The organism is Variovorax sp. Root318D1, assembly GCF_001424835.1.
In the GTDB taxonomy this organism is placed as follows: domain Bacteria; phylum Pseudomonadota; class Gammaproteobacteria; order Burkholderiales; family Burkholderiaceae_C; genus Variovorax.
On sequence record NZ_LMCQ01000023.1, the window covers coordinates 76,404 to 91,695 of the forward strand.

At 68.6% G+C, this 15,292-nt stretch carries 5 protein-coding genes; all 5 read right to left on the bottom strand.

Annotated features, from left to right (window positions below; all coding sequences use genetic code 11):
• Positions 1-15: 15 nt before the first annotated feature.
• The 5 genes from ASC78_RS21355 to ASC78_RS21375 are packed head-to-tail and all read right to left on the bottom strand — an operon-like array spanning position 16 to position 14,927.
• Positions 16-948, bottom strand: a complete 933-nt coding sequence (locus tag ASC78_RS21355; protein ID WP_235505165.1) for a hypothetical protein — start codon at positions 946-948, stop codon at positions 16-18.
• A gap of 4 nt (positions 949-952) precedes the next feature.
• Entirely contained in the window at positions 953-1,771 is an 819-nt protein-coding gene (locus ASC78_RS21360; protein WP_055806728.1) for a serine aminopeptidase domain-containing protein, read from the bottom strand.
• On the bottom strand, positions 1,768-2,487 hold the full coding sequence (locus ASC78_RS21365; RefSeq protein ID WP_055805941.1) for a 4'-phosphopantetheinyl transferase family protein: 720 nt from the start codon (positions 2,485-2,487) through the stop codon (positions 1,768-1,770). The genes ASC78_RS21360 and ASC78_RS21365 overlap by 4 nt, the downstream gene beginning before the upstream one ends.
• Positions 2,488-2,493: 6 nt before the next feature.
• Positions 2,494-7,494, bottom strand: a complete 5,001-nt coding sequence (locus ASC78_RS21370) for a non-ribosomal peptide synthetase (RefSeq protein ID WP_055805944.1) — start codon at positions 7,492-7,494, stop codon at positions 2,494-2,496.
• Positions 7,491-14,927 (bottom strand): type I polyketide synthase, encoded by a 7,437-nt coding sequence (locus ASC78_RS21375; RefSeq protein ID WP_055805947.1) that lies wholly within the window; start codon positions 14,925-14,927, stop codon positions 7,491-7,493. Before ASC78_RS21375 ends, ASC78_RS21370 begins: the two co-directional genes overlap by 4 nt.
• Positions 14,928-15,292 lie beyond the last annotated feature (365 nt).

Below are 15,292 nucleotides of genomic sequence, written 5' to 3' on the forward strand. Positions count from 1 at the left end.
TTGAAAAAAACTGATTTACTGGGGTACGTAGGCACCGCACAACGGGCGTTCGGCGGCCGCCGTGGCGGGACTTGCGCTCGTGCCGGAGGTCTGGCTGCGGCGCTCCGCGCTGGCGCTGCGGGCGCATGCCAGCGCCCAGTCGCCAACGGTTTGCACGTAGATCTGCTGCCCCTCGGCCGTGCAGAAGGTGTGGTCCACGTTGCGCATGAACTGGTATTTCAGGGCTTTGGCGAACGGCTCGCGGCCGAGTGCGCCAAGCTGGTCGCGATCGCGGTCACATACATGCAGCGATCCCGAATACAGCAGCTGCAAGTCGACCTTGCGCTCGACCAGGCGCTTCAAGATGGCGCCGAACCAAGCGATCCTGATTTCGGGCGGCTGCTTTTCCGTGAGGAAGCCGGGCAGCGGCTTTGCCGACGGATTGCCTGTCAGGTGGCGCAGCAGCCAGCGCTTGGCCTTGCCGGGAAAAGATGGGTGCGCGGGCGCCGCCAGCGCGCGCCGCAGCGTGCGTTCCCAGCGGGCACGTCGCTCCGGAAAAGCGAAGCCGTCGAACAGAGAGAGCGCCAGCACGCGGGTGTCCACGGCGGCCACCGACACGGCGTGCTCCACGCCCGAACACATGCCGACGATCACGAATTGCCGGATGCCCATCATGCGCTCGATGAGGTCCATGGCAGCCTGCAAGTCGTGCACCGAGCGGGTCTGCAGGTCGTGCGCCGATTCGATTGCATCGCTGTCGCCGACGCCGCCCAGGTCGAATCGCAGGCTGGCCATGCCGCGCGCGGCAAGCGAATGCGCCAGCTTGACGTTGATGCGGCGCGGCCCCACGCGGTGGTTGGCACCCATGTTGAACATCAGGCAGGCGGTGGTGGCGGGCACCTGGTGCGCAGGCGTGGTGACCATGCCCACCAGCGAGTTGCCGGCTCCGAACCGCACCGGGCTTTGCATCGCGTCATTCATAGAGGGCCCCCTGCAAGCGATTGAGCGCACCGGCCGGAACCATGGCGCTGTTGGGGTAGGGATCCGACGTCCAGTCGAGCCGGTGCTGGAAGTAGGCGAGCCGCACCGGCATGTGCCGCGACTGCTGTTCGGCCGCCCATTGCGCCGTGTGTTCGTCGCCGGCCGGCGTCAGGACCAGGGTGTCGTGCAGCGCAGTGAGCGTGAGCGATTCGGCCACCAGCGCACCGAGCTGCGCGCGCAGCTTGGGCGAGAGCACGGTGCCGAGGACCTCTTCCGGCATGGCGTCGGGCTCGCGCGCCAAGCCGCGGCGCCAGGCGAGATCTGGAATGCAGAAGGTCGTGTCGATGGCGGCGACATGGTCTTCGCGCAAGGAGCGCGCGTAGCGCCGCCCGTCGATCACCGGCTCCCACAGCACCAGCCGCGCCGGGTCGCAGCGCCCGTTGCGCGCCGCCATCACGGCAATGGTCGCGCCGAGCCGCGCACCGACCCAGACAATGCGGCTCGACGGCGCTCGCCGGCGCAGCTCCTCGTGCGCCGAGCACAGGTCGCGCCGCCAACCGTCGAGGTCGCCCTCGGTTTCGTCTCCCGGCGAATCGCCCGAACCACGAAAGTCGAATCGCAGCGTCGCGACGCCCGCCCGTGCAAGGCGTTCGGCCAGCACCTTGAACAGGCGATGCGTTCGCATCCCCTCCTGCCCGAAAGGCGGGCAGACGAGCACCGCGGTGTCGCCGGGCTGCGCGTCCTCGGCGGCATGGAAGATGCCGAAGATCTGGCGCGAAGCCGGTCCGAACATGAAGGGGTGTGCGGTCACAGGCACAGCTCCGTTGCCGTGGGAGGCTCGCTGGCGTGAACATGCGTCTGGCGCCATTCCGCCAGCGCGCCCACGCTGTCCGAGCGGAAGGGCGTCGGCTGCAATGCGAGCCACAGGATGCGGCCCGCGACCGGCACTTCGACGCTGCGGCAGTCGGACTCCAGCCCGACCTCGAAGGATTCGGGCGGCACGATCAGTCCGAGGCCGACGGCCTTGAGGCAGGCCTCCTTGCGGGTCCAGCAGGTGAGGAAGGCGCGGTGGCGCTCCACGGCGGGCAAAGCCGCCAACGCTTCGCATTCGGAGCGCGTGAAGTGCTGCCCGGCAAGCTCGAGCGCATCGGGCACCTCGCGCAGCTGCTCAACGTCCACGCCCAGCGGCCCGCGCTCGCCGATGGCAATCAGGCCCAGCGCACGGCTGTGGCTCAGCGAGAACCGCACCCGGTGCCAGCCCGACAGGGATGGCTTGCCGAACGCACTGTGGTTGAAGCGCAGCGTCTCGGCGCGCTCGCCCGTGTGCGCGGCCAGCGCACGGCGCAGCGCGGCATGCGCAGCCACGTAGTGCCGGCGATCGGCTTCGAACTGCAGACGCGCAGCGCGTTTGCGTTCCTCATCGCAAAGGATGGCCTCGGCCTCGGGGCCGGCATCTTCGTCCAGGTCGAGGTACCGGCATACCGGCGCCTCGACGGAACAAAGGCCAAAGAAACCAGCGTGTCCCATGGTGCGTTACTCCTTGCGCAGCCAGTTGCCAAGGGTGCTCAGCAACCCTTCGCCGCGCGGCGAGCTCTTCAGGTTCCCGAGCGGCAACTTGTCGGGGTCCGACAGATCGGAGCCGTCCGGCGCCTGGTGGCCCGAGGTCGCGATCTGGGCGAGGTTCTCGAACAGGTACCGGCGCGAGTTGACGCGGTAGCCCAGCGTCCGCTCGGTCTGCTGGATGGCCCGCAGCACGAGCAGCGAATCCCCGCCCAGGTCGAAGAAGTTGTCGGTGGCGCGGATCTCGTTGACGTCGATCCCGATCACCGAGGCCCAGATCTGCGCGAGCTTGGCGTGCTCGGGGTTCAAGAGGACGTCGTCGTTCTTCTGCGCGCCAGCCGCTCCGTTGCCCGGCGCCAAGGTCTTGATCGGATCGATGGCGGCGAGCTTGCGCAGGTAGGCGGCGGTCGGAGAGCCTTCGGTGGTGGCAAGCTCCGCCAGCGTTTCCTTGGAATGGTCGACCACGCGGTACAGCACCTCGAGATAGCGGTCGCGCAGTTGCGCCCCGGTCTCGCGCAGGTAGATGTCGGCGTTGTAGATCAGCGCGCCTTCCATGCCCTGCGGCTTGTCGAGCAGCCAGACGCCGATGTCATCGGTGGCGCCGCGTTGCATCACGTGCATCTGCTGGTTCTGCAGGCTGCCGATTGAGCGCGGACGCTCGCGCGCATCCTGGAACGAGAACATCGCCTGGTAGGGGCCGACCGCGCGGATGTGGCTCTCGAGTCCCGACTGCCCCATCAGGCGTTCGAACGGCACCTGCTGGAAGTTCATCATCGTGAGCAGTTCCTGCTTCACGTAGCGCATGAACGCCGGCAGGGACAGGTTGAAGTCGACCTCCAGAGAAACCGGCAGCACGTTGTTGAAGCAGCCCATCACGTCTTCGGTTTCGGGTTGCTGCCGGCCGCGGATCGGATTCGCGATCACGATCGACTTGGATCCGATGACCTGACTCATCGTCAGCGCATAGACGCCGAAGGTCAGCATGCTGAGCGTCACGTCCATGCCGCGCGCAATTTCGCGCAGCTGCTGCGTCATGGCAGGCGTGATGTGGATCCAGTGCGCACCGCCCTGGCCGCTCTTGCCGGAGCGCCGCGGCATGTCGGTGTTGGGGAGGCGAGGCAGCGGTGCGCTCGAAAAGCGCTGGCGCCAGAACTCCAGCTGTTGCTTGCAAGCCGGTTCGTCCATCCATTTCTGGAGCCATTCGGCATAGTCGCCGTGCGTGGTGGCGATGGGCGCCAGGCCGTGCGGGCGCCCGCGCTCCGCCGCTTCGTAGATGGCCGAGAGCTCGCGCTGCAGCAGGTCGAAGGACCAACCGTCCCACACCAGGTGGTGCGGCACGAAGATGAAGGCATGGTCCTTCTCAGCCAGCTGGTAGAGCGCCATGTGCGCCATCGGCGCGCGATGGATATCGAAGGGCTCGTCGGCCATTTCCTGCACGCGCTCCATGAGTTCGGCTTCGCGCTGGTCTGCCGGCAGGCTGCGTAGGTCGATCACGGGCAATGAAAACTCCACCTGCTCGGCGATGACCTGGACGAGCTCGCCCGAGGCCGGGTCGGTGCCCATGCTGGTGCGCAGGGACGGCTGGCGGCGGATGATTTCCTTCAGCGTGGCCTCGAAGCGCGCAGCGTCGAAATCGCCGATCAGGCGTCGCACCGATGGCGCGTTGTAGACCGAGCGGCCGGGATGCAGCTCTTCCATGAAGCGGATGCGCTCCTGCGAGGGCGTCATCGGCGCCGTCTTGCGATCGAAGCTGCATGGAAGCGGCGCTTGTGCGCCCACGCCCGCACCCTGCAGCCCTTCGACCACCGTGGACAGCCGCTCGGCCGTGGGTGCCTCGAACAGCGAGCGCAGCGGCAGCGTGATCTGGAACTCGCGGCTCAGGATGGTGGTGAGGCGCGCGGCCAGCAGCGAGTGGCCGCCCATCATGAAGAAGTCGTCCTCCATGTCGAGGCCGGGCAGGCTCAGCACTTTCTCCATGGCCGCCAGCACCTTGCGTTCGCGTTCATTGCGAGGCCCCGCGCCGCGCTTCACCTCGTCACGCGAGACTGCCTGCGGCGGCGGCAGCGACACCCGGTCGACCTTGCCATTCGCCAGGGTGGGCATTTCCTTGAGCGTGACTACGTGCTGCGGCAGCATGAAGGCCGGCAGGAACTCGCGCAGGTGCGCCATCAGCGCGTCGAGATCAAAATTGGCGCCAGGAGTCAGCGCAAGGTAGGCCACCAGCCGGACATCGCCCGGATGGTCTTCGCGCGCCACGACCACGCTGCGCGAGACGCCGGCGACTTCGCAGCAGCGGGCTTCAATCTCGCCGGGTTCAATGCGGTAGCCGCGCACCTTGACCTGGAAGTCGAGCCGGCCGAGGTGTTCGATCAGCCCGTCGTTGCGCCAGCGGCCGCGGTCGCCGCTGCGGTACACCTGCTTGGGGGTGCCGAAGATGCGGGCCGTGACGAAGCGCTCGGCGGTGAGTTCGGGGCGCTCCAGGTAGCCCAGCCCGAGGCCCTCGCCGGCGATGCAGATCTCTCCCGGCACGCCGATAGGGCAGGGCTGCAGGTCGGCGTCGAGGATCCAGATCTCGGTGTTGTCGACCGGATGGCCGATGGAGACCCCGCGCGAGACGACCAGGTCGGGGTCGACGCACCAGGCGGTGGAATACACCGTGGTCTCGGTCGGCCCGTAGCCATTCCAGATCTCCGCGAGGCGCTCGCACAGCGCGAGCGCGAGACTGGGCCGCAGCGGTTCTCCGCCGGTCCAGCCCCTGAAGCCGGGTGCGCCAGGCCACTGGGCGTCGAGCAGCAGCTGCCACATGCCGGGCGTGGCCTGCAAGAAGGTGATCTGTTCCTGCTCCAGCAGTTTGCTCAGGCGATTGCCGTCCATGGCCGTGTCGCGCTGCACCATCACGATCTCGGCGCCCGTCGCCAGCGGCAGCAGGAGGTCAGGCACCGCCATGTCGAACGACAGCGTCGTGACTGCGGCGATCCGGTCGCCGGCGTGCAGGCCCGACACCCTGTGCATCCACTGGAGCAGGTTGGCCACGCTGCGATGCTGCGCGTACACGCCCTTGGGCAGGCCGGTCGAGCCGGAGGTGTAGATCACGTAGGCGCCGTCCTCCGGGCCCGCATCGTCTTCGCTGGGGGGCAAGGCGTCCGCGGACTCCTGCTGCCACGCAGTGTCGCGGTCGATCTCGAACAGGCGGTCGCCGGGGTCGGCGCGCCAGTTGCGCGGCGCGCCCACCACGTCCGACGAGGTCAGCAGCAGGCTGATCGAGGAGTCCTTGGCGTAGTGCTCGAGCCGGGCTTGCGGAAACGCGGGATCGAGCGGCACATAGGCGGCACCCGCCTTCAGCACGGCCAGCAGCGAAACGACCATCTCGAGGCTGCGCTCCAGGCACAGCCCCACGCGCTGGCCGCGCCGCACGCCGCGCGCGCGCAGTGCACGGGCCAGGCGGTTGGACCTCGCATCGAGCTCCGCATAGCTGCAGACGCGCCCGCCGTCGCGCACCGCGGGGCGTTCGGGCTGCAGCGGCACGCGTGCCAGGAAGCCGGCATGCGCGATCGGCGCTCCCATCAGCGCAATGGGCGGCGGCTGCAGCGCGACCAGCGCCTGCGCGCCTTGGGCCGACAGCACCTCGAGGCGGCCGATCGCTTCATCGGGCGTGCGCGCGCCGGAGCGCAGCACGCACTCGAAGATGTCGAGCCAGCGCTGTACCGTCGCCTCGTCGAACAGGCTGGTGTTGTACTGCGCCTCGATCTGCAAGCCGCCGTCGAGCGGCCGCAGGTTCAGGAACATCTCGGAGTTTTCGTACTGGCGCGCGATCGTGTCTTGCGTGACCGCGAGCCTCGGGAAGGCCTGCGCGCTGCTCGCGACGTCGGGGTCGACGTTGAACATCACGCTCACCAGCGGCAGGCGGCTCGGGTCGCGCTCGAGGGAAAGCTTGCCGAGCAACGCGCCATAGGTGAGTGCCTGGTGCTCGAAGGCGTCGAGCACGGCGGTGCTGCATTCGCTCATCAGGGCATCGAAGCGCAGCTGGGCGGGCGCCGCGATGCGCAGCGGCAGCAGGTTCACGCAGTGGCCGACGAGGTCGGGCATGTCGCGTGCGAGCTGACCCGAGGCCGGGATTCCGACCACGATGTCGTCTTGGCCGGTGAGGCGATGCAGCGTGGCGACGAAACCGCTGAGCAGGCCCGCGAAGAGACTGGCGCCGGCTTTTGAGCTCACCGTGCGCAGGGCGTTGATGAGGCGGCGGTCGAGCAGTCGTTCCACCCGCCGCGATCCGAAGGTGCGGGTGGCCGGACGGGGATGGTCCAGGGGGAGTTCGAGCACGGGCAGGCTGCTGCCGGAGAAGCGTTCGAGCCAGTAGTCCACGTGCGGCTGCATGTCCGGGTGCAGGGCTTCGGCCGCTTCCACCGCGACAAAGTCGGAATACGAGGGGGCGGGATGGAGCTGGTGTCCGCCGCCCGTCTGCTCGGCATACAGGTGGCCGAGCTGTTCGGTGATGACCACCCAGGACCAGCCGTCGCAGACCACGTGGTGAGCCGACATGATGAGCTCATGCTCGTCACCGGCGAGCCGGCACAGCACGGCACGGAACAGCGGGCCGTGTTCCAGCGAGAAAGGCGTGCACACCGCTTCGGTGTGCGCTGCCTCGAGCGCCTGCTCGCGCGCATCGGGCGCGAAGCCGCTCAGGTCCCTCTGCTCCATCGGATCTTCGCCGGGCTGGCTCACCAGCATGCATGTGCCGTCGGGCGTGATGGTGGCGCGCAGCGACTGATGGCGTGCGACCAGCCGGGCCACGGCACGCGCCATGGCTTGCCGATCCAGCGGCCCGCGGAGGCGCAGCAGCACCGATTCGTTGTAAGCCATCGAGGCCTCGGTGCTCAGCGAGGCGCCGAGCCAGATCTCGCGTTGCGATTCCGTCGTGGGAATCACGCATTCGATGAAACCGCTCGCGGCGGGAGGACGAAGAACGGCGTTCATGCTGCAGCCTTTCCGTTGATGTGTTGTTGATTGGGGGATGAGGTGTCGGGCACGTACCAGAAGGGCTGGCCGTCGATGTCGCGAGCCAGCACCGAGCCGTCTTCTTCATGCACCTGGCGGTAGTCGAAGCCCGTGACGACGGTGGCCCTGCGCGGCAGGAAGCCGGACTCCTGCATCTCGGCCACCGATTCCTTGAACACGCGGCAGATGGTCGCGATGTCTTCCGCGCTGTGCGCGCTGGTCAGGAAGCAGGGGAAGTTGTCGAGGATGTGGACGCCGCGGCTGCGCATCATGGCGAACAGAAGGTCCTGCAGCGGATGGTCTTCGAGCCAGCTCACGCGCCAGAGCGAGGCGAAGTGGCGCACAGCGATGGGCGCACCCACCTCGACGCACCAGGCAGTGAGGTCGCCGGCCATTTCGGCGGTGCTCGTCGTCAGGTCTGCCTGCAACGCGGGACCGGCTTCCTTCAGATGTTCGAGCGAGGCCTTGGCCGCGGCCAGCGCGAGCGGATGCCGCACGAAGGTGCCGGCGAAATAGGTGACGCCGACGCCAGGGATCGAGTCGTCGCCGTACTGCCAGGCGCCGCCGTCGAGCGCATCCATGAAGGCGCGCTTGCCGGCGATCACGCCGACCGGGAAGCCGCCGCCGATCACCTTGCCGTAGGTGGCGAGGTCGGCGCGAACGCCGAACAGCTCCTGGGCGCCGCCCAGCGCGGTGCGAAAGCCGGTGATGACCTCGTCGAAGATGAGTGCTGCACCTTGCTGCTCGGTGATGGCGCGCACCTCCTGCAGGAACTCGCGCGGCTGGAAGTCGGGGCGGCGGCTCTGCACCGGCTCGACCAGCACGGCGGCAAGGTCCTCGGCGTTCTCGCGGATGAAGGCCAATGCTTCGGGCGTGCCGTAGTCCAGCACGCGGATGTCGCCGAACATGCCGCTCATCACGCCCGGCGCGGCCGAGAGGCCCTTGCCGCCCTTGCCGGCGCGCACCAGCACTTCGTCGAAGGTGCCATGGTAGGAGCCGGTGAACACCACCACGGTGCTGCGCCCCGTGACCGTGCGCGCGATGCGCAGCGCGGCCATCACCGCTTCGGAGCCGGTGTTGCACAAGCCGGCCCGGTCGCAGCCGGTGAGCTCGCAGATCAGCCGCGTCACGTCGGCGGCCAGCGGATGCTGCGGCCCGATCTCGTAGCCGGCGTCGAGTTGCTTCTTCACCGCTTCCTGCACGAAGTCGGGCTGCCAGCCGAACATGTTCATGCCGAAGCCGTTGAGGGCATCGACGTATTCGTTGCCGTCCAGGTCCCAGAGCTTGGAGCCCTTGGAGCGCTCGATGACGATCTGGTAGGTGATCTCCTTGGTCAGCGGCCGGAAGCCATTCACCACGCGCGGGTCGGCCATGTGGGGGCGGTTGGCGGCGGTGAACTCCTTGCTCTTGCGGGTGCGCTCCACATAGCGCCGCATGAAGGTGGCCAAGCGGGCCTTCTGGCGGCCGCTCGGCTCGGCGGTGCGCTGGGTATGGATGCGTGCGATGGCGCCGAACGCCTTGGCCACGTCGTAGCGCACCGGCTCCTTCGTGGCGCCGGCTTCATCGGCCAAGGGCTGCACGGCGGGCGCGACGGCGGCCTGTACCGGTGCCGGTGCGACGCTCATCGGGGCCGGCTGCAGGGGCAGGGTGGACATGGCGGGCACGGTGTCCGCTGCCATGCCCGACAGCAGCGCGAGCTGGTGCCGCATCAGTTCCATCTGCTGCGCCACCAGCTGCGCAAGCGGCGTGGCCCCGATGGCGTTGATGGTGGCCGCTGCGTTCATCGAAGGCAGGTACGCGGCCGGTTGTTGCACCGGGGTGCCGGCGTGCACGGCCGCTGGCATGGCCATTGGCACCGAGGCCGGCACGGCCACGGGGGTGGCCGGCACTGCAGGCGCGGCCACCGCAGCCACGGCTTCGGGCGGCAGGCTTTCCTGCAGGAACGCGGCGAGCGTGTCGAAGCAGCGGTAGTTCTCCATCAGCTGCCGGAAGCTCAAATTGACCTTGAAGCGCTTCTTGATCTGCGTGGCAACCTGGGTCAGCGTGAGCGAATCCAGGCCGAGCTCGCCGAAAGCGGCGTGGCCCTCAGCCTGCGCCATGTCGATGCCGGAGATGTCCTCGAACAAGGACCGCAGCCGCGCGCCCATGGGCTCGCCGGCCGGCGTGGAGGCGGAAGAAAGAACTGGCGGGGGCACTGCAGCAGTCACGGTCGGCTCCAGGAAAAGAGGTGGAACGAAAGGCGTGGGCGCAGGCTGTGCGACAGCCGGCACGTCGATAGGCAAGGCGAGCGGCGCGGCGGCCGGGCTCGCCGCGGGGGTAGCGATGTCGACCCAGAAGCGCTTGCGCTCGAAGGGATAGGTGGGCAGGCGCACGCGCTGTGCGCCAGCGCGAACGGCGAGTCGCGACAGCTCGACGTCGGCGCCGCAAGTCCAGAGGCGGGCCAGGGCGAGCCGCAGCGTGCGGGCCTCGTCGCCCGGCTCGCAGTGCAGGAGCGACATCACTTCGCTCGCGCCGTGCTGGCGCACCAGCGTGGCAAGCGTGTTGCGCGGGCCGACTTCCACGAAGAGCGGCCGCGACGCATGCGCCATGGCGCTGCGCACCGCCGGCGAAAACTGCACGGTGCTGCGCAGGTGGCGCGCCCAGTAGGCCGCGCTGGTGGCTTCCGCGTCTTCGAGCAGTCGGCCGGTGAGCGTCGAGAAGATCGGGATCGTCGGGGCATGCAGCGCCACTTCGCTGACCAGCGCTTCGAAGGGTGCGACGGCGCCGTCCATCATGGACGAGTGAAAGGCGTGCGAGGTCTGCAGTGGGCGGGCCGCGATGTCGTCCTTCTGCAGCTCGGCCTGCAGGGCTTCGATGGCATCGAACGGTCCTGCAACCACGCAGGCCGTGGGCCCGTTGTCCCCGGCGAGCGACAGCGACGGGCCGAGTCTGGCCGCGAGCTCGGTCGCGCCCATGCGCACCGACAGCATCGCGCCCGGTGGTTGCGCCTGCATGAGCGCGCCGCGGCGGGCGACGAGCCGGGCGGCGTCTTCCAGGCGCATCACGCCCGCAAGCACCGCGGCGACGAATTCGCCGACGCTATGGCCGATGAGCGCATGCGGCCGCGCACCGAGCGACAACAGCCGGCGTGCCAATGCGTATTCGAGCGTGAAGATTGCGGGCTGCGTGACGGCCGTGGGCACCAGCGCCTGCGCGTCGGAGCCGAACATCAGCGCGCGCAGATCGTAGTCCACAGCATCGCCGAAGGCTTTGATGCAGGTGTCGAATGCGGCGGCGAACACCGGGTCGTTCGCATGCAGGTTCTTGCCCATGCCCGCGTACTGGGCGCCCTGGCCCGGGAACATCAGCACCGGCTGCGGCGCGCGCGCATCGATGCGGCCGCTGACGCGCCCCGGACCGTCGTTGCCGCGCAGCGCGGCCACGGCCTCCGCGGCATCGCTGGCCACCACGGCGCGGCGGAATGGGTGGGCCTTGCGGCCGACGCCCAGCGTGTAGGCGACGTCGGGCAGCGGCAGGCCCGGCGTCGCTTCGAGGTGCGCGGCGAGCTGCTCGGTGGCCACGGCCAGCGCCGCCTCCGAGCGGGCCGACAGCGGCAGCACCTGCGGGCCCTTCGCACAGGTCGATGCGGGCCGCACGGGGGCCTCTTCGACGATGACGTGCGCGTTGGTTCCGCCGACACCGAAAGAGCTGACACCGGCACGGCGCGGCTCGCTGGCGCGCGGCCATGGCTGCAGGCTGGGCGACACGTAGAAGGGCGTGCGCGCGAAGTCGATGGCCGGGTTGGGCGCGCTGAAATGCGCGGTCGGCGGAATCACTTCATGGTGCAGCGAGAGGGCGGTCTTGATGAGCCCGGCGGCGCCCGCGGCGGTCACCATGTGGCCCACGTTGCTCTTGAGCGAGCCGAGCGTGCAATAGCCCAGCGCGTCGGTGTGCTCGCCGTAGGCGCAGGTCAGCGCCTCGACTTCGACCGGGTCGCCCATTGGCGTGGCGGTGCCGTGCGCCTCCACGTACGAGATGCTGCGCGCATCCAAGTTGGCCGCTGCCAGCGCCGCGCGGATCACCGCCGCCTGGCCGTCCACGCTGGGCGCGGTAAAGCTGGCCTTGCTGCCGCCGTCGTTGTTGACGCAGGCGCTGCGCAGCACGGCATAGATGGTGTCGCCGTCGGCCAGCGCGTCGGACAGGCGCTTCAGCAGGACCACCGCGGCACCGTCGCTGAACACCGTGCCCTGGGCCTGCGCGTCGAAGCTGCGCGTGTGGCCGTCAGGCGAGAGCATCGAACCCTCTTGGTAGAGGTAGCCGCTGCGCGTCGGGCAGGTGACCGAGGCGCCGCCAGCCAGCGCCATGTAGCACTGGCCGGTGCGCAATGCATGGAAGGCGTGGGCCACGGCCACGAGCGAGGTCGAGCAGGCGGTGTGCACGCTGACCGCCGGTCCGGTGAGGTTGAGCCGGTTGGCCACCCGCGTGGTGATGTAGTCCTTCTCGTTGGCCAGCATCACCTGGAACTCGCCGACCGCTTCGATGAGGTCGGGGCGCGTGCTGACGTGGCGCTGGAAGTAGCTGGCGTTGTACATGCCGGCATACACGCCGACGGGGCCGGGCGCGGCGTCGGGCACATAGCCCGCGCGCTCGAGGCATTCCCAGCAGATCTCGAGGAACACGCGCTGCTGCGGATCCATCAGCGCGGCTTCCTTCGGGCCGATGCCGAAGAAGGCGGCGTCGAAGTTCTCGATGCCTTCGATCACGCCGCGAGCCCTTACGTAGGCGGGGTCGCTGCGCAAGGCTTCGCTGACGCCGGCGTCGAGCGTCTGGTCGTCGAAGAAGCTGATGGTGTCGCGGCCGGCGACGAGGTTGTCCCAGAACTGCTCGACGTCCGCCGCGCCAGGGAAGCGGCCCGCGGTGGCGATCAGGGCGACGGCGTCCGACAGGTCTGCGCTCTCGTGGCGCGACAGCGGCGCGCGCGGCGCGGTGGCCGGCACAGGCTCCGCATCGGCCGCTGCAGGCGCCAGCTCGGCCGCCATGGCGCTCGGCGTGGGATGCCGGAAGAAGAGCGTGGTCGACAGCGGCTGCGCGCTGTCTCGCTGCAATTCGGCCAGCACCTGCAGCACCCGCAGCGAATCGCCGCCAAGATCGAAGAAGTTGTCGTGGCGCCCGACCTTGCCGATGTGCAGCGCGCGCGCAAAGGCTTCGCACACGCGCTGCTCGGTGGCGTTGCGCGCCTCCTCGAACGGCTGTGCGAGCTCGGGGCGGTCGCCCACCGGTTCGGGCAGAGCCCTGCGGTCGAGCTTGCCGTTGGGCGTGACGGGGAGCTGGTCGAGCCAGACTTGCGCGGAGGGCAGCAGCGCCGCCGGCAGGCGTGCGGCCAAGTGGGAGCGCAGCGCGTCCCACGAGATCTTGTGCGAGCGCGCGACAAGGTAAGCCACCAGGCGCAGCTGGCCGTCGGCATCGGGCCGTGCCATCACTGCGCAAGCCTGCACGGCGGGGTGGGCCAGGATGGCCGCCTCGACCTCGCCAGTCTCGATGCGGTGGCCGTGGATCTTGACCTGGCCGTCGCGGCGCCCGATGAATTCGATCGTGCCGTCGGGCAGCCAGCGCGCAAGGTCACCTGTGCGGTAGAGGCGCTCGCCCCCTTCGCCGAACGGATCGGGCACGAAGCGTTCTTCCGTGAGCTCTGGTTGCCGCAGATAGCCGCGCGCGAGGCCATGGCCACCGATGCAGAGCTCACCGATCAAGCCCGTCGGCAGCAGCGCCATCGAGGGGCTCAGCACGCGCAGCACGGTGTCCTTGATCGGCCGGCCGAGCGGCACCGAGCGCAGGTCTGTCGGCAACGCGCGCGGAATGCGGTAGGTGGCCGCGAAGGTCGTGCATTCGGTCGGTCCGTAGCCGTTGCTGAGCGTGAGCTCCGGCAGCGCCGCCAGCGCGCGCCGCACGTGCGGCACCGAGAGCGCTTCGCCGCCGGTGATCAAATGCCGTAGACCGGAGAGATGCGCCGGGTCGTCGTCGATCACGGCGTTGAACAGCGCGGCCGTGAGCCAGGCGGTGTGCACGTCGTGCCGCGCAATGGTGGCGGCAAGGCCTGCGCCCGTGGGCACGCGCTCGTCGTGAATGACGCAGCAGCCGCCATTGAGCAGCGGGCCCCAGATCTCGAGCGTCGCGGCATCGAAGCCGAGCGGGGCGGCGTGCAGCACGGCGCGTCCCGGCCCCAGGTCGGCGTAGTCGACACCGACCACGAGGCGAAGGATCGCGCGGTGGCAGATCTCGATGCCCTTGGGTGTGCCCGTGGAGCCCGACGTGTACATCACGTACGCCACCGATTCGCCGTCGATGGCCGGCTCGCGCCAGGGCGAGAGCTCCGCAGCCTCGGCTTCGTCGAGCAGCACCAAAGTCCGCGACGCCGGCACGAGGTGGCGATGCGCCGACGAGGCGATTACGTGGCGTGCGTCCGCCTCGTCGAGCATGTAGGCGAGGCGCTCGGCCGGAAAATCCGCGGGCACCGGCACATAGGCGGCGCCCGCCTTGAGGATGCCAAGCTGCGCGACCACGGCGGCCATCGAACGTTCGAACACCAGGCCGACGCTGTCGCCCGCGCGCACGCCGAGGTGCTGCAAACGGTGCGCGAGGCGGTCCGACTGCCGGTCGAGCTCGCCATAGTTCATACGCGCATCGCCTTCGACAAGGGCCATGGCGTCGGGCGCGGCGGCGGCCTGGCGCGCGAACATGCCGACCACCGTGAGGCGGCGGTCCAGCGGAGACAGGGGGGCGTTCCAGGTGGACAACTGCTGCGCGCGGTCGACCGGCGAGAGAGTGCGAATCTCGCCCAGTGGTGTATTGGCACGGTCCATCAGGTCGGCGGCGGTGTCGGCGATGGCCGCGAGCAATTGCGCTGCCGTGGCCGCATCGAGCAGGTTCGCAGCCGCGTCGGCATGGAGGCGGGGCTCACCCGATGCGGTGGACAGCCAAAGGTGAAGGGGGGCCTGGGCGCCGGCGGCGCTGGCGTTGCCGCTCAGCCAGAGGGAGTTTGGTGTCGCTTCCGAGAAGGCCGCGTCGGCGGTGCGGCGCTTGGCGTCGATCGTGGCCAGCCAGTTGCTGGCCGTCTGGACGGGATCGAAGGCCGCCGCGATGTCGGTGCGGCGGGTTGCCGCCGAATCGTTGCCCGCCGCCTCGTGGAGAACGGTCTCTGGCGTGCCGAGCCAGCGGGCTTGCAACAGGAGCCAGGCTGCTGCAAAAGGGGTGTCACTCAGCTGGCCCGAGGTATCGACCCACTGCCTCCAGCACCCTGCATTTTCCGGTTCCATCTCCAAAACACCGGCAACTCGACCACCCGATTCTTTCGAATTCAATCGCAATGCAAATACGTCATCCAATGAAAGATGGAGAGGCGCCAATTGCACCGGCAAAACGGGTGGGGGTTTCATGGGGGAGATGTAATAAAAGATGCATGCAATAGATTGGCAGCGATTTACATGTAACTGGGGAGTAGGGATGTAGTACGTAGGTTTGTATTTTTCGCTGGCAATCGTAGAGTCTTTGCAAGGGCGGGAGTAGGTGATAAGTTGTCACGTTGCAATCCGGAAACGCTCGTTACATAACCGTACTACCTTGGGTCGCGTGAATTGGGTAGCCATGTGCCTACTGCTGAGTTCGAAGCCGCGAACGCCGTCGGTCCCTGGTCAGGGTTCCTGTCTGCGTAGCGGTGTCTTTTCACAGATAAGTTTTTAGCCATGGGACTCACTGTAAAAATTGAGCCCTCCGCCCGCATGAGCGATGCGCCCCCTTTTGG